The 18,108-nt window shown below is 69.2% G+C and carries 14 protein-coding genes; 7 read left to right on the top strand and 7 right to left on the bottom strand.

Going from position 1 to position 18,108, the window contains the following annotated elements:
- Positions 1 to 132 precede the first annotated feature (132 nt).
- Complete coding sequence (locus ACP2AH_RS19065) at positions 133 to 753, top strand: invasion associated locus B family protein (protein WP_425107253.1); 621 nt, start codon at positions 133 to 135, stop codon at positions 751 to 753.
- A gap of 68 nt (positions 754 to 821) precedes the next feature.
- Positions 822 to 1,580 (top strand): SapC family protein, encoded by a 759-nt coding sequence (locus ACP2AH_RS19060; RefSeq protein WP_425107252.1) that lies wholly within the window; start codon positions 822 to 824, stop codon positions 1,578 to 1,580.
- 208 nt (positions 1,581 to 1,788) lie between these two features.
- On the opposite strand, the gene ACP2AH_RS19055 is transcribed toward ACP2AH_RS19060, so the two are convergent.
- The 6 genes from ACP2AH_RS19055 to katG form a co-directional block, all read right to left on the bottom strand.
- Positions 1,789 to 3,045 (bottom strand): cyclic nucleotide-gated ion channel, encoded by a 1,257-nt coding sequence (locus ACP2AH_RS19055; RefSeq protein WP_425107251.1) that lies wholly within the window; start codon positions 3,043 to 3,045, stop codon positions 1,789 to 1,791.
- A 26-nt stretch (positions 3,046 to 3,071) separates the two neighbouring features.
- Positions 3,072 to 5,723: an alanine--tRNA ligase gene (alaS, locus tag ACP2AH_RS19050; protein ID WP_425107250.1), complete on the bottom strand. Its 2,652-nt coding sequence runs from the start codon at positions 5,721 to 5,723 to the stop codon at positions 3,072 to 3,074.
- A 199-nt stretch (positions 5,724 to 5,922) separates the two neighbouring features.
- The gene (recA, locus tag ACP2AH_RS19045; protein ID WP_425107249.1) at positions 5,923 to 7,002 is read right to left on the bottom strand and encodes a recombinase RecA; all 1,080 of its coding nucleotides are present in this window, start codon (positions 7,000 to 7,002) and stop codon (positions 5,923 to 5,925) included.
- A gap of 139 nt (positions 7,003 to 7,141) precedes the next feature.
- Positions 7,142 to 7,624, bottom strand: a complete 483-nt coding sequence (locus ACP2AH_RS19040) for a cupin domain-containing protein (protein ID WP_425107248.1) — start codon at positions 7,622 to 7,624, stop codon at positions 7,142 to 7,144.
- 18 nt (positions 7,625 to 7,642) lie between these two features.
- Positions 7,643 to 9,184 carry an FAD-dependent monooxygenase gene (locus ACP2AH_RS19035; RefSeq protein ID WP_425107247.1) on the bottom strand — a complete coding sequence of 514 codons (1,542 nt, stop codon included), beginning with the start codon at positions 9,182 to 9,184 and terminating at the stop codon, positions 7,643 to 7,645.
- 134 nt (positions 9,185 to 9,318) lie between these two features.
- Complete coding sequence (gene katG, locus ACP2AH_RS19030; RefSeq protein WP_425107245.1) at positions 9,319 to 11,496, bottom strand: catalase/peroxidase HPI; 2,178 nt, start codon at positions 11,494 to 11,496, stop codon at positions 9,319 to 9,321.
- A 161-nt stretch (positions 11,497 to 11,657) separates the two neighbouring features.
- Here katG and ACP2AH_RS19025 point away from each other — a divergent pair, with 161 nt between their 5' ends.
- Both ACP2AH_RS19025 and ACP2AH_RS19020 read left to right on the top strand, forming a co-directional pair.
- Positions 11,658 to 12,587, top strand: coding sequence for a LysR substrate-binding domain-containing protein (locus ACP2AH_RS19025; protein ID WP_425107244.1), 930 nt, complete (start codon positions 11,658 to 11,660; stop codon positions 12,585 to 12,587).
- 46 nt (positions 12,588 to 12,633) lie between these two features.
- Positions 12,634 to 14,124, top strand: a complete 1,491-nt coding sequence (locus tag ACP2AH_RS19020) for a carboxypeptidase M32 (protein ID WP_425107243.1) — start codon at positions 12,634 to 12,636, stop codon at positions 14,122 to 14,124.
- A 9-nt stretch (positions 14,125 to 14,133) separates the two neighbouring features.
- On the opposite strand, the gene ACP2AH_RS19015 is transcribed toward ACP2AH_RS19020, so the two are convergent.
- Complete coding sequence (locus tag ACP2AH_RS19015; RefSeq protein ID WP_425107242.1) at positions 14,134 to 15,216, bottom strand: aldose epimerase family protein; 1,083 nt, start codon at positions 15,214 to 15,216, stop codon at positions 14,134 to 14,136.
- A gap of 186 nt (positions 15,217 to 15,402) precedes the next feature.
- Between ACP2AH_RS19015 and ACP2AH_RS19010 the strand changes: the two genes are divergently transcribed.
- The 3 genes from ACP2AH_RS19010 (at position 15,403) to ACP2AH_RS19000 (ending at position 18,095) form a co-directional block, all read left to right on the top strand.
- On the top strand, positions 15,403 to 15,780 hold the full coding sequence (locus ACP2AH_RS19010; RefSeq protein WP_307020080.1) for a RidA family protein: 378 nt from the start codon (positions 15,403 to 15,405) through the stop codon (positions 15,778 to 15,780).
- 156 nt (positions 15,781 to 15,936) lie between these two features.
- The gene (locus ACP2AH_RS19005) at positions 15,937 to 16,905 is read left to right on the top strand and encodes a phosphate acetyltransferase (RefSeq protein WP_425107240.1); all 969 of its coding nucleotides are present in this window, start codon (positions 15,937 to 15,939) and stop codon (positions 16,903 to 16,905) included.
- Between the two features lie 5 nt (positions 16,906 to 16,910).
- Positions 16,911 to 18,095, top strand: coding sequence for an acetate/propionate family kinase (locus ACP2AH_RS19000; RefSeq protein WP_425107239.1), 1,185 nt, complete (start codon positions 16,911 to 16,913; stop codon positions 18,093 to 18,095).
- Positions 18,096 to 18,108 lie beyond the last annotated feature (13 nt).

Raw genomic sequence — 18,108 nt, 5'->3', positions numbered from 1 at the left:
CCGGATGCCGCAGACTTGTGTCAGCCGCCTCGCGTCGCCGCCGAACCGACGTCGTCACACGGCGTCGCCGTGCCGCAGCCGCGGCCGGCGCCGCTCCCATCCCTTCCCTCGCGTTCAAGAAAGAGCAGAGACATGCATGCGAGCCTGAAAATGCTCGGCGCCGCCCTGATGGCCGGCGCGCTTATCGCTGGGCCCGCGCAGGCGCAGCAGACCACCACCGCCCCGGCGCCGGCCCAGGCGACCCAGCCCCGCCCGGCGGCGCCCGCCGCCGCCCGTCCGGCGGCGCCGGCACCTGCGGCCGCCGCAGGCGACGCGTCGCAGCCGGCGGAGACCACGGCCACCTATCAGGACTGGCTGATGCGCTGCGTCACCCCGGCCGACCAGCCCCGCGCCTGCGAAGTGATCCAGAAGCTGCAGGTGCAGGGCCAGGGCCTCGTCGCCACCATCGCCGTCGGCCGCGCCGACCCGAAGTCGCCGATGATCATCCTCATCCAGGTGCCGCAGGGCGTGTGGCTGCCGGCCGGCATGTCGCTGAAGATCGGCGAGAACGGCAAGGAGCTCGATCTCGAATATAAGCGCTGCGCGCAGGTCTGCGTCGCCGAAGCCCAGCTCGACGCCGCCCTGGTGCAGACCATGAAGACCACCGCCGAGGCCGGCAGCTTCACCTTCCAGGACGGCGCCCAGCGTCCCGTTACCCTGCCGGTGTCGTTCAAGGGCTTCGCGCCCGCGCTCGACGCCAGCCTCAAGCCCTGATCCCTGCCCACCGAAGGCCGCAGCCGGCCCGGCTGCGGCGCTCCTTCCTCTCCACGAAAGCTCCTCCCATGTCGGCCGGCACGCCAATTCCTGCTCCCGGGCTTCCGCCCTTTTACGGCTCCCCCGCGCTCCTGCGCTTCCCTGACCATCGCCTGATCGGTCTGCGCGACGGCGTGGATTTCGGCTTCGCCCGGACGGCGACGGCGATCCCGCTGGTGGCGAGCGAGTTCGTTCACGTCCAGCGCAGCTACCCCATCGTGTTCGCGACCGATGAAGGCGCCGCGCCGCTGGCGGTGACCGGGCTCACCACTGGCCAGAACCTGTTCGTCCGCGCGGAAGGGAGCTGGACGGAAGGCGACTATGTGCCGAGCTATGTGCGCCGCTACCCCTTCATCGGCATGACGCCGGGCGAGGGCGAAGCGATCCTGCTGGGTGTGGACCTTTCCGCCCCTCACGTGACGACCGACGCGGTGCGCGACGGCGCCCGCCCGCTCTTCGCCGAAGACGGCAAGGCGACCGAGGTCGCGACCGCCGCCATCGCCTTTTGCGAGGCCTACGCGGTGGAGCATGAGCGCACGCGCGCCTTCGCCGCCGCGCTCGAATCCGAAAACCTGCTGACCGGCCGCGAGGCCCGCGTCACCCTGCCGGACGGGACGGAGAAGCTGATCCAGGGCTTCCGCCTGGTCGATGAAGCGGCGTTCCGCGCGCTGTCCGGCCCGACGCTGGAGACCTTCCATGCCAATGGCTGGACGGACCTCATCGTCCTCCACCTCGCCTCGCAGCAGGCCTGGCGCGGCCTCGTCGCCCGCGCTTTCCCGGCGGCCTGAGGCGCATAAGCGAAACGGCGGCGCGCCACGGCAGCGCCGCCGCTCGCAGACGGCCTCACAAGCCAAATCGGGTGACAGGCCGCAACGCCTGTACCCAAGCGCGCAGGTCAGCGATGGCGCCGGCCCGGGCGCGACACTGCCGCAGACCTGCCCCATCTTGATCTGAACGCGCCTTCGATCCCCCGGCGTCTTCGCCGAATTGCACGACCTATGTGCCGTCAGGCGCCGGTGGCTCCACCAGTTCATCATTGGCGATATCGGCGCTGCGCCGTACCGGATGCGGGCCTTCCTCATCCTTGGCCATGGCGCGAATGCGCTTGCCGATTTCCGGATGTCGGCGGATCACCTCCGCCAGCGATTCCGCCTCCAGGATGAGCAGCATGCTGCGCACGCGTGCCCGCGCCGTGGCGGCGCGGTGCGTCTGGTGCAGCAGCGCCATCTCGCCGAAGAACTGCCCCTCGCCCAGCACATGCACGCTGTCGGCGAATTCCAGCTCCACCTCGCCCGAGGCGATGAAATACATGGAGCGCGCCACCTCGCCGCGACGGGCGATCACCTCGCCGGGTTGCGCGGTATGGGCCGAGAGCATCTTGTGGATCTCGCCAATGCCGGACGCGTCGAGATCGGCGAACAGCGGCACCCGCGCCACCATGCCCCAGGTGATGACGAAATCGCGGCGCTTGATCACATCGACGAAAGACGTGGCGATGATGCCGACCGGCAGGGCGATCATCACGATGCCGGTGACCATGGTGAGGCTGGCGATGACCCGGCCGGCCACGGTGACGGGATAGACATCGCCATAGCCAACCGTGGTCACCGTCGCCATGGCCCACCACATCGCCGCCGGAATCGAGCCGAGGTGTTCGGGCTGGACATGGCCTTCCGCCACATACATCGCCGAGGCGGCGACGAGCACGGCGGCGGACAGCAGCCAGAAGCACGCCATCAGCGCCTGGCTCTCGCGGTGCAGCACTTCAAGCAGCGACTGCATGCCCGGCGAATAGCGCACCAGCTTGATGAAGCGCAGCAGGCGGAAGATGGCCAGCGTGACGAGATTGACCCCGAACGCCGCCGACAGCACGAAGGGAAGCCAGGCGATGAGATCGACAATCGCCACCGCCGTGCGCGCATAGCGCAGCCGCGCCCGCAGCGGTGTGAGGCCGCGATAGCGCGGATTCTCCGGCGCCACCCAGAGGCGCAGCGCATATTCGAGCGCGAACACCAGCAGGGACAGCCGCTCGAAGCCGAGAAAGGCGCGGTAGTCGCGCAGATACAGGCTCGGAACCGTCTCCAGCACGGCGGCGATGACGTTGAGAACCACCAGCACGATCAGGCCGATTTCGACCCGATGCGCCGTGCGGTCATGCGCGGCGTCGCGCTCCAATATCTCGTAGCAGCGCCGCCGCCGCGCGCGCCACAGAGACGCCGTCGACCCGCCGGGCTCGTGTCTGCGCGCCGCCATCAACGGCCCCCCGCTCCTCGGCGCGATCAGCCGGCCAGAGCGCTCTCGATCGCCGCCAGCGCCTCGGCCGCACGAGCGCCGTCCGGCCCACCCGCCTGCGCCATGTCCGGTCGCCCGCCGCCGCCCTTGCCGCCCAGCGCCTCGGCGCCGCGCCGCACAAGCGCCACCGCGTCGAAACGCCCGGTCAGATCCTCGGTGACGCCGACCACGAGCCCGGCACGGCCATCCTCGGTGACGCCGACAATCGCCACCACGCCGGAACCGATGCGCTTCTTGCCCTCGTCGACCAGGCTCTTGAGATCCTTCGGCTCGATGCCGGTGACCTCGCGCGCCAGCAGCTTGACGTCGCCGACGCTGCGCACGGGCTCTTCCGCCCCCGCACCGCCGCCCATGGCCAGCTTGCGGCGCGCCTCCCCCAGCTCGCGCTCGAGCTTGCGGCGCTCCTCGACGAGTTGGGCGAGACGGGCCTCCACCTCGGTGACCGGCGCCTTGAGCAGCGCCGCCGCGCCCTGCAGCGCCTGGCGGTCGGCCGTCAGCGCGTGGCGGGCGGCATCGCCGGTCATCGCCTCCACCCGGCGCACGCCGGCACCGACGGCGCTTTCGCTGACGAGGCTGATGACGCCGATATCACCCGTGCGCCCGACATGGGTGCCGCCGCACAGCTCGATCGAATAGGGCGCGCCATTGCCGGGGTCGGTGCCCATGCTGACGACGCGGACCTCCTCGCCATATTTCTCGCCAAACAGCGCCCGCGCACCGGAAGCGATGGCGTCATCGACCGCCATCAGACGGGTCACCACCGGCTCATTGCGCAGCACGATGCGGTTGGCCAGATCCTCGACCCGCCGCAGTTCGTCCGCTTCCACCGGCTTGGGGTGCGAGAAGTCGAAGCGCAGACGGTCGGGCGCGACCAGCGAGCCCTTCTGCGCCACATGGTCGCCGAGCACGCGGCGCAGCGCCTCGTGCAGCAGATGGGTGGCCGAATGATTGGCGCGGATGGCCTGACGGCGCTCGGCATCGACGGTGAGCGCCAGCGCGCTACCGACCTTGAGCGTGCCGCTCTCGACCGTGACCTCATGCACGAACACATCGCCGAGCTTCTTCTGCGTGCCGGTGACGCGGACCTTAAGTCCATCCTCGCCGCTGAACACGCCAGTATCGCCGGTCTGGCCGCCGGATTCGCCATAGAACGGCGTCTGGTTCAGCACCACCAGGCCGGTGGCGCCCGCACCCAGCTCCGCGACCTGCCGCCCGTCAGTGACCAGCGCCGTCACGGTGCCCTCGGCGCTCGTCGTGTCATAGCCGAGGAACTCGGTCGCCCCGGCATCCTCGCGCACCGCGAACCACACCGTGTCGGTCGCCGCCTCGCCCGAGCCCGACCAGGAGGCGCGGGCCTCGGCCTTCTGCCGCGCCATGGCGGTGTTGAACGCCTCGACATCGACGCCGACGCCGCGCGCGCGCAGCGCATCCTCGGTAAGGTCGAGCGGGAAGCCGAACGTGTCGTAGAGCTTGAACGCGGTTTCGCCTGAGAATTTCGCGCCGGCCTCCAGGCCCTCGCTCTCGGTCTCGAGGATGGACAGGCCGCGTTCCAGCGTCTTGCGGAAGCGGGTTTCCTCCAGCCGCAGCGTCTCCGCCACCAGTGCCTCGGCGCGGACGATCTCCGGGAAGGCCCGGCCCATTTCGCGCACCAGGATCGGCACCAGGCGGTGCATCAGCGGATCGCGGGCGCCGAGCAGCTGCGCATGGCGCATGGCGCGGCGCATGATGCGACGCAGCACATAGCCGCGCCCCTCATTCGAGGGGAGCACGCCATCGGCGACCAGGAAGGTGGAGGCGCGCAGATGGTCGGCGATCACCCGGTGGCTGGCCTTCTGTGGGCCATTGGCGGGCACGTCGGTCAGTTCCTCGACCGCGCCGGTCAGGGCGCGCATGAGGTCGATCTCGTAATTGTCGTGCGTGCCCTGCAGCACGGCGGAGATGCGCTCAAGCCCCATGCCGGTGTCGATGGACGGACGCGGCAGCCGCACCCGCTCGCCGCCCGGCAGTTGCTCGAACTGCATGAAAACGAGATTCCAGATCTCGATGAAACGGTCGCCATCCGCGTCGGGCGAGCCGGGAGGGCCGCCGGGAATATGCGGGCCGTGGTCGAAGAAAATCTCGGAACACGGGCCGCACGGGCCGGTATCGCCCATCTGCCAGAAATTGTCCGACGTCGCGATGCGGATGATGCGCTCGTCCGGCAGGCCGGCAATGCGCTTCCACAGCCCGAACGCCTCGTCATCCTCATGATAGACGGTGACGAGCAGCTTCTCGACCGGCAGCTCGAATTCGCGGGTGATCAGGTTCCACGCGAGCTCGATGGCGTTCTCCTTGAAGTAGTCGCCAAAGGAGAAATTGCCGAGCATCTCGAAGAAGGTGTGGTGCCGCGCGGTATAGCCGACATTGTCGAGGTCGTTGTGCTTGCCGCCGGCGCGCACGCATTTCTGCGAGGTGACCGCGCGCGAATAGGGCCGCTTCTCGATGCCGGTGAAGACGTTCTTGAACTGCACCATGCCGGCATTGGTGAACATCAATGTCGGGTCGTTGCGCGGCACGAGCGGGGAGGAGTCGACCACCTGGTGCCCGTTGCGGGCGAAATAGTCGAGGAAGGTCGCGCGAATCTCGTTTACGCCGCTCATGAACCCGGGTCCGCCGATGCTGGATAGCAGCGCCGCGAAGGGCGCCGACCCGCACCGACCGGCGCGGGCGCAACGGTTCTAACGACGCATCAACACCTTGTCCAGAAAGCAGCGGGGCGTCGTCCCCGCTCCGCTGCCGACCCGTCGCTCAACAGCCGGAGATACCGCAGGCAAGCCCGCCGCCACCCCGGCCGCCGCCTCACTCGGCGTCGTCGCCGTCCTCGCTCTCTTCACTACCCGCCAGGATCTGCTCGGCGATGAGGCCGGCATTCTGACGGATGGTCGCCTCGATGCGTCCCGAAACCTCGGGGTGCTGGCGCAGGAAGGTCTTGGCGTTTTCCCGACCCTGGCCGAGGCGCTGGCTGTCATAGGAGAACCAGGCGCCGGACTTCTCGACCACGCCGGCCTTGACGCCGAGATCGATCAGTTCGCCCATCTTGGAGACGCCTTCGCCATACATGATGTCGAACTCGACCTGCTTGAAGGGCGGCGCCAGCTTGTTCTTCACCACCTTGACGCGGGTCTGGTTACCGACGACCTCCTCGCGCTCTTTGATCGCGCCGATGCGGCGGATGTCGAGGCGAACGGAGGCATAGAATTTCAGCGCATTGCCGCCCGTGGTGGTTTCCGGGCTGCCATACATCACGCCGATCTTCATGCGGATCTGGTTGATGAAGATCACCATGGTGTGGGAGCGGTTGATCGAGGCGGTGAGCTTGCGCAACGCCTGGCTCATCAGCCGCGCCTGCATGCCCGGCTGATTGTCGCCCATCTCGCCGTCGAGTTCCGCCCGCGGGGTGAGGGCCGCGACCGAATCCACCACCAGCACATCCACCGCGCCCGAGCGCACCAGCGTGTCCGCGATCTCCAGCGCCTGCTCGCCGGCATCGGGCTGCGAGATCAGAAGATTGTCGAGGTCCACGCCGAGCTTGCGGGCATAGATCGGGTCGAGCGCATGCTCGGCGTCGATGAAGGCACATACCCCGCCCTTCTTCTGCGCTTCCGCAATGGTGTGCAGGGCGAGCGTGGTCTTGCCGGAGGATTCCGGCCCGAAAATCTCGATCACCCGCCCGCGCGGCAGGCCGCCAATGCCCAGGGCAATGTCGAGGCCGAGCGAGCCGGTGGAGACCGTCTCGATCTCCATGATCTTGTCGTTCTTGCCCAGCCGCATGATCGAGCCCTTGCCGAAATGGCGCTCAATCTGGGTCAGGGCGGCGTCGAGCGCCTTGGACTTGTCCATGGAAGATCCTTCAACGAGTCGCAGTGAAGACTGAGTCATTGCCGGGCTCCGGGCTGTGCGCAAGGGAAAAGGGGGATAGCTCAAGGACTGACGCGAACGTACTTGGTTTGTTCGCTGTTCGCAATATGTTCTCGCGCCTTTTACCGTCTAAACCGGGCGACCGCCCTCGCCCGCGCCCTCACCCCGTCGGCCCCTCCGTCGCCCGCACCGGCGGCCCGAGGAACTCCACCTGCCATTTCGCACCGAAAGCGTTCAGCGCGCCGGTGTCGGGCAGGCCGTCATGCATCACCCCGGCGAGCTCGGTGAAGAACGCCACCGCGTCCAGCGCCGGAGCCATGAGGATATACTGGCGGGCCGGCGCGTCGGTGACATTGACGAAGCCATGCGCCGCCCCGCCGGGAATGCTCACCACGTCGCCCGCCCCGGCAAAGAAACGCCGGCCGTCGACCTCGTAGAGATAGCGCCCTTCGAGCACCCGGAAGATCTCTGCCTCGCGGTGGCGGTGGCGGGGCGGGCCGGCACCGGGGGCGTTGATGGTCTCGATGAAGCAGAAATCACCGCCGCTCGTCGCGGGCGGCAGACGGACGAACTGGTCGAGCCCGATGGCCGGAATCCTGATCGGCGGCTCGTTGCCGCGCGAATATAGGAAGGACACCCTCATTCGATCTCCCGCTCGCGATCATGCCTGGCCAAGCCGGTTCAGATAGGCGGCAACCGGCTCCCATTCGCCCTCGGCCACCGCCAGAGCGAGATAGCCGTCCGGCCGCACCAGTTCGATGCCGCCGGACACCGGGTTCGCGCGCATCACCGGATCGAGCAGGGCCATTGGCAGATCGTCCGGCGGCGGGGCCACGCCGTCGCCGAGCCGCAGGGTGAAGCGCGGCGTATCGCCCGCGCCATAGGGCACTTCCCCGGCCAGCGGCGCCACCCGCATGCCGGCGCGGCGGCCGGCCTCCCAGGAGGCGCCGTTGAGGGGGCTATCGGCATAGTGGATCGCCGTCTCGGTGAGTTCGCCGGCGAGGGCGTGCCGCACCGGCGCCAAGCCAAGCACGAAGGGCATGACGACGTTGCGCAGCTGCCGCGCCACCGGATTGCTCAGCGTGCTGAGCCGGATCAGCCGGCCGGAGGTGGCGATGACCGCCGCCCCCACCGCCCGCCGTTCCGGGTCGTAGCTGTCGAGCAAGAGCGGAGAGGTCGCGCGACCGCGCAGCACCAAAGCGAGTTTCCAGGCGAGGTTCACCGCGTCCTGCATGCCGGTGTTCATACCCTGCCCGCCGGCGGGGCTGTGCACATGGGCGGCATCGCCGGCGAGAAAGACGCGCCCCACCCGATAGCTCTCCACCTGGCGCTCATTGATGCGGAACGAGGTCGACCACAGCGTCTCGGTCAGGGTGATGCCGCCGGGCCCGCGCCGGTCGAGCAGCGCCTGGAAGCCGGCCATATCCGGCGGTGGCGGCGCGGTCGGCGCAGGGTTCGGGCCGAGGCCGACAATGACGCGGTAGCGCCCGGGCGCTAGCGGGAACAGCACCGCCGGCCCGTCGCTGTGCAGGCAGGTGGCGAATTCATCGACCGGGAACGGCATGCCGGTGAGGTGGAAATCGCCCTGCGCCCAGTCGCTGCCCAGCGTCTCGCCGGCAAAGGCGAGACCCAGCCGGTGGCGCACCGGGCTGTGGGCGCCGTCGCAGCCGATGAGCGCGGCAAAGCGGGTGGTCTCCTCGGTGCCGTCGGCGCGGCGGAGCGTGGCGGTGACGCCGTCCTCGTCCGGGGTGAAGTCCGCCAGCGCCGTGGCCAGTTCGGGCCGCACGCCGCGGGCCTCCAGATGATGCAGCAGAATGCGCTCGGTCTCGCTCTGCGGCAGCATCAGCACGAAGGGATAGGGCGACTCGATTTCGGCCAGCTTCACGTGGGCGAGGCTCTTGCCATCGGCCAGCATATGGGCCGCGATCACCTTGTTGCCGGCGGCGATGAGCTCAGCGGAAAGGTCGCCGCCGGCGCGATCCAGCAGTTCCAGCGTGCGCGGCCAGATCGCCACGGCGCGGGAGGTCGTGGCGCGCGCGGTCATCGGGTCGACGATCCGCACCGGCACGCCATAGCGCACCAGTTCCAGCGCCATCACCAGCCCGACCGGGCCGGCGCCGGCGATGAGCACGGGATCGGGACGGAGGTCGGGACGGAGGTCGGGACGGAGGTCGGGACGGAGGTCGGGACGGCGGTCAGTCATGCGCGTTCCCCCGGGCCGAACGGCGCGCGGCGCTGTCGGCGCGCCAAAAGTAAAGGCCCGTCGCGCCGGGCGCAACGGGCCTTGGAGGAGCCGCCCCTCCCCGCCGCAGGGCGGAGAGGCAAGCCGTCAGGCGATCACTTCACCAGGTCGAAGCGGTCGGCGTTCATCACCTTGGTCCAGGCGGCGACGAAGTCGCTGAGGAACTTCTCCTGCGCGTCGTCCTGGGCATAGACCTCAGCATAGGCGCGCAGGATCGAGTTCGAGCCGAAGACCAGATCGACGCGGGTGGCCGTCCACTTCGCCGCGCCGGTCTTGCGGTCGCGCAGCTCGTAGACCCCCTCGCCCACCGACTTCCAGCTATTGCCCATGTCGGTGAGGTTGACGAAGAAGTCGTTGGTCAGCGCGCCCTCGCGGGCGGTGAACACGCCATGCTTGCTGCCGCCGTGATTGGTGCCCAGCACGCGCAGGCCGCCGACCAGCACGGTCATTTCCGGCGCGGTGAGGCCCATCAGCTGGGTGCGGTCGAGCAGCATTTCCTCGGGGGTGACCGCATAGTCCTTCTTCAGCCAGTTGCGGTAGCCGTCATGCAGCGGCTCCAGCACGCTGAACGAAGCCGCGTCGGTCTGGGCATCGGTGGAATCGCCCCGGCCCGGCGCGAACGGCACGGTGACATCATGGCCGGCCGCCTTGGCCGCCAGCTCGATGCCAACATTGCCGCCGAGCACGATCACGTCCGCCAGGCTGGCGCCGGTCTCGGCCGCGATGCCTTCCAGCACGCCCAGCACCTTGGCGAGGCGGGCGGGCTCGTTGCCTTCCCAGTCCTTCTGCGGCGCGAGGCGGATGCGCGCGCCGTTGGCGCCGCCGCGCATGTCGGACCCGCGATAGGTGCGGGCGCTGTCCCAGGCGGTGCTCACCAGTTCGCCGATGGTGAGGCCGGCATTGATGATCTTCGCCTTCACCGCCGTCACGTCATAGTCGGTGGGGCCGACGGGAACCGGGTCCTGCCAGATCAGGTCTTCGGCCGGCACGTCCGGGCCGATATAGCGGGCCTTCGGGCCCATGTCGCGATGGGTCAGCTTGAACCAGGCGCGGGCGAAGGTGTCCTTGAAATACTCGGGATCGGCCATGAACTTCTGGCAGATCGCGTTGTAGATCGGGTCGACCTTCATCGCCATGTCGGCGTCGGTCATCATCGGGTTGTGGCGGATCGAGGGGTCGCTGGCGTCGACCGGCTTGTCCTCTTCCTTGATGTTGATCGGCTCCCACTGCCAGGCGCCGGCCGGGCTCTTGCGCAGTTCCCATTCATGGCCGAACAGCATCTCGAAGAAGCCCATGTCGAACTGCGTCGGGTGCGTCGTCCACGCGCCTTCGAGGCCGGAGGTCACGGCGCGGCTGGCGAGGCCGTTCTGGTTCGGGTTGGACCAGCCCATGCCCTGGTCTTCCAGAGCGGCGGCTTCCGGGTTGGGGCCGAGCGCCTTGGCGTCGCCATTGCCATGGGTCTTGCCGACGGTGTGGCCACCGGCGGTGAGCGCGGCGGTCTCTTCATCGTTCATCGCCATGCGGGCGAAGGTCTCGCGCACCTGCGCGGCGGTCTTCAGCGGGTCGGGCTTGCCGTTCACGCCTTCCGGGTTGACGTAGATGAGGCCCATCTGCACGGCGGCGAGCGGGTTCTCCATCGTCGAGGGGTCGTTCACATCGGTGTAGCGGTTGTCGCTCGGCGCCAGCCACTCGCGCTCGGAACCCCAATAGGTGTCCTTGGAGGGGTGCCACACATCGGCGCGGCCGAAGCCGAAGCCGAAGGTCTTCAGCCCCATGGTCTCATAGGCAATGGTGCCGGCGAGCACGATCAGGTCGGCCCAGCTCACCTTGTTGCCGTACTTCTTCTTGATCGGCCACAGCAGGCGGCGGGCCTTGTCGAGGCTCACATTGTCCGGCCAGGAATTGAGCGGAGCGAAGCGCTGGTCGCCAGTGCCGCCGCCGCCGCGCCCGTCCGCGAGGCGGTAGGAGCCGGCCGCGTGCCACGACATGCGGATCATCAGCCCACCATAATGGCCCCAGTCCGCCGGCCACCATTCCTGGCTGTCGGTCATCAGCGCGCGCATATCGGCCTTCAGCGCGTCGAAATCGAGCGTCTTCACCTGCTCGCGGTAATTGAAGTCCGGACCGAGCGGGTTGGTCTTGGTGTCGTGCTGGCTGAGAATGTCGAGATTGAGCGCCTTGGGCCACCAATCCATGTTCGACGTGCCGGTTTCGGTGATCGCGCCATGCATCACCGGGCACTTGCCGGCCGGCCTGTTCGTGATGTCGTCCATTGCAGTCTCCGATCGTGAGAAGAGGCCGGTGGCGAGCTTCGCCCGGCGCGCGCCCGGGCACGCGAGGCGCGCGGGCAGGCGTTTGGAATTGGAAGAGGTCTTATCGTAGGCGCGGGATAATGAAAATTTGCATTTTCTAATTGCCACGATAATCTGAGCTTATGACAGACATTTCCATGCGGCATCTGCGCTATTTCGAGGCGCTGGCCCAGCACGGCCATTTCGGCCGGGCGGCAGAGGCCTGCGCCATCTCCCAGCCGGCGCTGTCGCTGCAGGTGAAGGAACTGGAGGAAATTCTCGGCGCGCCGCTGGTGGAGCGCGGCCCGCGCCAGATCCGGCTCACCCGGCTCGGCGAGGATTTCGCCGCCCGCGCGCGCAATATCCTGCGGGCGGTGGAAGAACTGGGCGATCTCGCCCGCGCCTCGCACAGCCCGCTGGCCGGAAGGGTGCGCATCGGCGTCATCCCCACCATCGCCCCCTATCTGCTGCCCGCCGTGATGCAGCGGGTGGGCGAGCGCTTTCCCGGCCTCGACCTGCGCCCGCTTGAGGCGGTGACGCAGCGCCTCGTCGACGATCTCATCGACGGGCGGCTCGACACCGCCCTCGTCGCCCTGCCCGTCTCCGAGCCCTCGCTGAGCGAACACGCGCTGTTCGAGGAGGAGTTCGTCCTCGTGCGCCCGGCAAGCGAGGCGGACCTGCCGGTGCCGAATTCCGAGACACTGCGCACCATGCGCCTGCTGCTGCTGCAGGAAGGCCATTGCTTCCGCGAACAGGCGCTTTCCTTCTGCAATCTCTCCTCGCAGCTGCCGCGCGACCTGATGGAGGGCAGTTCGCTGACCACGCTGGTGCAGATGGTCGGCGCCGGCATCGGCGTCACGCTGATTCCGCAAATGGCGGTGGGAATTGAAACGCGCTCCGCCGCCGTCGCGGTCGCGCGGCTGGCGACGCCCCGCCCCACCCGCACTATCGGCATGGTCTGGCGCCGGACGAATCCGCTCGCCGCCTCCTTCGAGCGGATGGCGGAAATCGTCCGCGAGGCCGCCATGCCCGACCCCGGCACCACGGTTTCGCCGGCGGTGGCCCTCGGCTAGAACAGGGGCGAGGCCGGCCCGCGCCGGCAGCCGCCGGAGAAGGTTCATGTCCGCCTACGCCTCCCTCGCCGCCCATTTCGGCCGCATCAGCGCGATGTCCAACGCCGTCGGCATCCTGCAATGGGACAGTGACACGATGATGCCGAAGGGCGCCGCCGCCAGCCGGGCGGAAAGCCTGGCGCTGCTGCGCGTGCTCCAGCACGAGATGGCGGTGGACCCGCGCCTTGGCGACTGGCTGGAGGCCGCCGCCGGCGATGACACGCTCAGTGACTGGGAGCGGGCCAATCTGCGCGAGATGCGCCGCGTCTTCACGGCGCAGACCGCCCTCCCCGCCGATCTCGTGGAAGCCTCCAGCAAGGCGATCTCGGCCTGCGAGATGGCGTGGCGGCAGGCCCGCGCGGAGTCCGACTTCCCCGCCTTGCTGCCCTACCTCACCGAGGTGCTGCGGCTGCAGTGCGAAGCCGGCGCTGCCAAGGGCGCGATTCTCGGCCTCTCGCCCTATGACGCGCTGCTGAACGATTATGAGCCGGGCGCACGCATCGCCCGCATCGACGCGCTGTTCGACGATCTCGCCGCCTTCCTGCCGGGCTTCACCGAGGAAGCGCTGGCGGCGCAGGCCCGCCGCCCCGCGCCGGGTGCGCTGGAAGGCCCCTTCGCGGTGGAGGCGCAGCGCGGGCTCGGCCAGCGGATGATGGCGGCGCTCGGCTATGATTTCGACCGGGGCCGGCTCGACGTGTCCACCCACCCGTTCTGCGGCGGCGCCGACCATGATGTGCGCATCACCACCCGCTATGACGAGGCCGATTTCGCCAAGGCGCTGATGGGTGTGATCCACGAGACCGGCCACGCGCTCTACGAGCAGGGCCGCCCCGCCGGCTACATGAACCAGCCGGTCGGGCAGGCACGCGGCATGGTGCTGCATGAGAGCCAGTCGCTGCTCATGGAGATGCAGGCCTGCCGGAGCCGCGAATTCCTCGGCTTCGCCGCGCCGCTGATGCGCGCCGCTTTCGGCGGAACGGGGCCGGAATGGGAGGCGGAGGCGCTGTGGCGCCGCTACACCCGCATCGAGCGCGGCTTCATCCGCGTCGATGCCGACGAGGTCACCTATCCCGCCCATGTCATCCTGCGCACCCGGCTGGAAAAGGCGATGATCGCCGACGATCTCCCGCTGGCGGAACTGCCGGGGGCGTGGAATGCCGGGATGAAGGAACTGCTCGGCACCACGCCGCCGAATGACCGGCTTGGCTGCCTGCAGGACATTCACTGGCCGAGCGGCGGCTGGGGCTATTTTCCCACCTACACGCTCGGCGCCATCGCCGCCGCACAGCTGTTCGACGCCGCCTGCCGGGCCGAACCGGACACGCTGCCCGCCATCGGCCGCGGCGATTTCGCCCCGCTGGTCGGCTGGCTGCGCACCCATGTGCATGGGCTCGGCTCGCTTCTCGACACGGATGAACTCCTCACCCGCGCCACCGGCCGCCCGCTCGATGCCGGCGTGTTCAAGGCCCATCTCGCCCGGCGCTACCTGCCGGCGTGAGGGCCGGCCTCAGTCGGTGGAGAAGCGGTAGACGGAGACGTGGCGATAGGTCTGGCCGGGGTCCAGCCGGGCCGAGGGGTAGTCCGCCCGGTTCGGCGCGTCCGGCCAGACCTGCGGCTCCAGGCAGAAACCGTCGGCCTGGCGGTAGAGCCGGCCCTGTTTGCCGAGCGCGGTGCCGTCGAGAAAATTGCCGGAATAGAATTGCAGCCCCGGCTGGTCGGTCAGCAGCTCCATCACCCGGCCGGAAGCGGGGTGTTCCACCCGCGCGGCGAGGCGGGGGCGTGCGCTCGCGCCGCCTTCGAGGCAGTAATTGTGGTCATAGCCGCGCCCGCGCCGCAGCTGCTCATGCGCCTGGCGGATGCGGTCACCGATGCGGCGCGGCGTGCAGAAGTCGAAGGGCGTGCCGTCGACGCTTTCCGGTCCGCCGAGCGGGATCGCCGCCGCGTCCACAGGCAGATAATCGTCGGCATGAATGGTCAGCAGATGGTCGAGCACATCGCCGCCCGCTTCCACCCCGCCGAGGTTGAAATAGCCGTGATGGGTCAGGTTCACGAGCGTGGGCGCGTCCGTCGTCGCCTCGAAGGCGATGGTCAGCTCCCCTGCCCCGCTCAGCGTATAGGTCACGCTCGCGTCCAGCGTGCCGGGAAAGCCCTGATCGCCTGCCGGGCTGGTAAGGGTGAGGCGCAGCGAGGGTGCCTGCCCCTCGCACAGCTCAGCGAGCCGCCACACGCGCCGGTCGAAGCCTTCCGGCCCGCCATGCAGGGCGTGGTCGCCATCATTGGCGGGAACGCGGTATTCGGTGCCATCGAGCGTGAAGCGTCCGCCGGCGATTCGGTTGGCGTAGCGGCCCACCGCCACGCCGAAAAAGCGCGGCTCGCGCACATAGGCGTCCGGCGTGTCATGGCCGAGCACGACATCCGCGCGGCGGCCCGAACGGTCGGGCACGTGCAGCGCCTGCACCGTGGCGCCGAGGTCGAGAACGGAAACCTCCATGCCCCCCTCCCCGAACAGGCGGAAGCGCTGGATTTCGGTGCCGTCGGCGAGGGTGCCGAAGGGCTCGCGCAGAATATGGGCGCTCACATGCTGGTTCATGCTCGACTCACGACACATCCGGGTTTGCCCGGCACCGCTTTCACGGGCGGCATTGTCCACCCGCTCCGGCGCGAAGGCCAGCCCCCCGGCCGCGCGTCCCCCCTCCTGCATTGACCGCGCCGCCGTCGCCGGGGGAAGCTCGCGGCCCCGATCCCCGCAGGAGACGCGATCTTGGCGCAGTTCCACATGATTGCCGGTGCCCCGACCCCCGTCGCCCCGTTCAGCCATGCCGTGGAGGCGGATGGCTGGGTCTTCATCACCGGGCAGATGCCCACCTGGCCGGACGATGATTCGCGCCCGCTGCCGGAAGGCGTGGAGGCGCAGACGCGCCGGGTGATGGACAATCTCGTGCTGGTGCTCGCCGGCATCGGGCTCGACCTGTCGCATGTGCTGCAGGCGCGCGTCTATCTCACCGATTTCAAGGGCGACTATCCCGCCATGAACGCGGTCTATGCCTCATACTTCCCGGCCGATCGCCGCCCGGCGCGCACCTGTGTCGGCGTCACCGGCCTCGCCCGCGACGCGCTGGTGGAGATCGACCTCGTCGCCCGCCGCCCGGGCTGAACCCGCCCACAGTCGACCGGTGCGGGTCGGGCGATCTTTGCGTGAGGTCATGGACGCGGGCACAAAAGGCCGGTCTGTGTCGTTCTGCCGTCAGCCACGGCGGCGACACTGAACGCGACATCCGCGCCGCGACACCGGCGCAACGGAGGCGAAGACATGGACATGGCCACAAGCCCCGGCACGGTGCCCCCGATCGATCACGGCAATTATGAGCGCCTGGTCGGCCGCGCCCGCACGGTGGAGGCCATGCCCACCGCCATCGCCCATCCCTGCGACGCCGCCTCCCTGCACGGCGCGCTCGACGCCGCCAAGGCCGGCTTCATCGTGCCGATCCTGGTCGGCCCCCGCGCCCGCATCGAGGCGGTGGCGCAGGCGGAAGGGCTGGACCTCGCCGGCATCGCGATCGTGGATACGCCGCACAGCGTCGCCTCCGCCGCCAAGGCGGTGGAGCTGGTGCGCGAGGGCGGGGCCGCGCTGCTGATGAAGGGCAGCCTGCACAGCGACGAGCTGCTCGCTGCCATCACCGCCCGCGACACCGGCCTGCGCACCGGGCGGCGCATCAGCCATGTCTTCGTCATGGACGTGCCGAGCTATGCCGAGCCGCTGTTCATCACCGATGCGGCGGTGAACATCTTCCCCGATCTCGATGCCAAGCGCGACATCGTGCAGAACGCCATCGACCTGCATGTCGGGCTCGGCCTCGGCCGCCCGCGCGTCGCCATTCTCTCGGCGGTGGAAACCGTCACCACCTCCATTCCCAGCACCATCGAGGCTGCCGCCCTGTGCAAGATGGCCGATCGCGGCCAGATCACCGGCGGCGATCTCGACGGGCCGCTGGCGCTCGACAACGCCATCTCGCCGGAAGCCGCGCGCATCAAGGGCATCGTCTCCCCGGTCGCCGGCCGGGCGCAGATTCTCGTCGCGCCGGACCTCGAAGCCGGCAACATGCTGGCGAAGAACCTCACCTTCATGGCCGGCGCCGATGCCGCCGGCGTGGTGCTCGGCGCGCGGGTGCCGGTGATCCTCACCAGCCGCGCCGACACGCTGAAAACCCGCCTCGCCTCCTGCGCGGTGGCGGTGCTCTATGGGCAGGCGCGGCTGCGCCAGCCGGGGCTGGGAGGATGAGCGCGATGAACGAGGCCATTTTCGTCGTCAATGCCGGCTCGTCCAGCATCAAGTTCAAGCTCTACCGCGTCGCGGGGCGCGATGTCGCTTTGGTCCTCGGCGGGGCGCTGGACGGCATCGGCACTAGGCCGCGCCTCCTCGCCAAGGACGAGGCCGGCACGGTGCTGGTCGAACGCACCTTCACACCGGAGGAGATCGCCAAGGCGCCGGAGGCCCAGCACGCCATCAGCGACTGGGTGCTGCCGCATCTCGACGGCTTCGATCTGATCGGCGTCGGCCACCGCGTGGTGCATGGCGGGCCGCACTACACCCACCCCGAAGTGGTGAATGACGAGGTGCTGCGCACGCTGGAGAGCTTCATCCCGCTCGCCCCGCTGCACCAGCTGACCAATCTCGACCCGATCCGCACCATCCGCGAGCGCCGGCCGGACCTGCCGCAGGTCGCCTGTTTCGATACCGCCTTCCACCGCAGCCACCCGGAAATCTGCGACCGCTTCGCCCTGCCCGACGCGCTCTACCGCGACGGCGTGCGCCGCTACGGCTTCCATGGCCTGTCCTATGAATATGTCTCCGGCGCGCTGCGCGAACTGGCGCCGGAACTGGCGCGCGGGCGCGTCGTCATCTGCCATCTCGGCTCCGGCGCCTCGGCCTGCGGGCTGAAGGACGGCGCGAGCCAGGATGCAACGATGAGCTTCACCGCGCTGGACGGCCTGCCCATGGGCACGCGCTGCGGCGCGCTCGATCCCGGCGTGGTGCTGCATCTCATCGAGCAGAAGGGCATGAGCGCGGCCGAGGTCGGCCACATGCTCTATCACGACAGCGGGCTGAAGGGCCTGTCCGGCCTCTCCAGCGACATGCGCGAATTGCTGGCGAGCGAGGCGCCCGCCGCCGCGCTGGCGGTGGAGTATTTCGCCCTCCATGTGGCGCAGGCGGTGGCGCGGCTCGCCGTCACGCTGGGCGGGCTCGACGCGTTGGTGTTCACCGCCGGCATCGGCGAGCGATCCCCGGAAATCCGCGCCCGCATCTGCGCCCGGCTCGGCCTGCTCGGCGTCGCACTGGACGACGCCGCCAATGGCGCCAACGCCACCTGGATCGACGCCGACGGGCCCGGACCGCATGTGCTGGTCATCCCCACCGATGAGGAGCGGATGATCGCGCTGGCGACGCTGGCCCTGCTGCGGCCGGCCTAGAGCAATTCCCGCA

Origin of the sequence: Ancylobacter sp. (assembly GCF_965249975.1) — a bacterium.
Lineage (GTDB): Bacteria > Pseudomonadota > Alphaproteobacteria > Rhizobiales > Xanthobacteraceae > Ancylobacter.
Note: the sequence above shows the minus strand (reverse complement) of the source record. Positions and strands in the feature narration are given on the sequence as shown.

Bases quoted from the DNA above. Each gene is read 5' to 3' on its own strand.
- ACP2AH_RS19015 (WP_425107242.1), bottom strand. From the start codon at position 15,216: ATGAACCAGCATGTGAGCGCCCATATTCTGCGCGAGCCCTTCGGCACC.
- ACP2AH_RS19000 (WP_425107239.1), top strand. From the start codon at position 16,911: ATGAACGAGGCCATTTTCGTCGTCAATGCCGGCTCGTCCAGCATCAAG.
- ACP2AH_RS19035 (WP_425107247.1), bottom strand. From the start codon at position 9,184: ATGACTGACCGCCGTCCCGACCTCCGTCCCGACCTCCGTCCCGACCTC.
- ACP2AH_RS19060 (WP_425107252.1), top strand. From the start codon at position 822: ATGTCGGCCGGCACGCCAATTCCTGCTCCCGGGCTTCCGCCCTTTTAC.
- katG (WP_425107245.1), bottom strand. From the start codon at position 11,496: ATGGACGACATCACGAACAGGCCGGCCGGCAAGTGCCCGGTGATGCAT.
- ACP2AH_RS19005 (WP_425107240.1), top strand. From the start codon at position 15,937: ATGGACATGGCCACAAGCCCCGGCACGGTGCCCCCGATCGATCACGGC.
- recA (WP_425107249.1), bottom strand. From the start codon at position 7,002: ATGACTCAGTCTTCACTGCGACTCGTTGAAGGATCTTCCATGGACAAG.
- ACP2AH_RS19040 (WP_425107248.1), bottom strand. From the start codon at position 7,624: ATGAGGGTGTCCTTCCTATATTCGCGCGGCAACGAGCCGCCGATCAGG.
- ACP2AH_RS19065 (WP_425107253.1), top strand. From the start codon at position 133: ATGCATGCGAGCCTGAAAATGCTCGGCGCCGCCCTGATGGCCGGCGCG.
- ACP2AH_RS19055 (WP_425107251.1), bottom strand. From the start codon at position 3,045: ATGGCGGCGCGCAGACACGAGCCCGGCGGGTCGACGGCGTCTCTGTGG.
- ACP2AH_RS19010 (WP_307020080.1), top strand. From the start codon at position 15,403: ATGATTGCCGGTGCCCCGACCCCCGTCGCCCCGTTCAGCCATGCCGTG.
- alaS (WP_425107250.1), bottom strand. From the start codon at position 5,723: ATGAGCGGCGTAAACGAGATTCGCGCGACCTTCCTCGACTATTTCGCC.
- ACP2AH_RS19025 (WP_425107244.1), top strand. From the start codon at position 11,658: ATGACAGACATTTCCATGCGGCATCTGCGCTATTTCGAGGCGCTGGCC.
- ACP2AH_RS19020 (WP_425107243.1), top strand. From the start codon at position 12,634: ATGTCCGCCTACGCCTCCCTCGCCGCCCATTTCGGCCGCATCAGCGCG.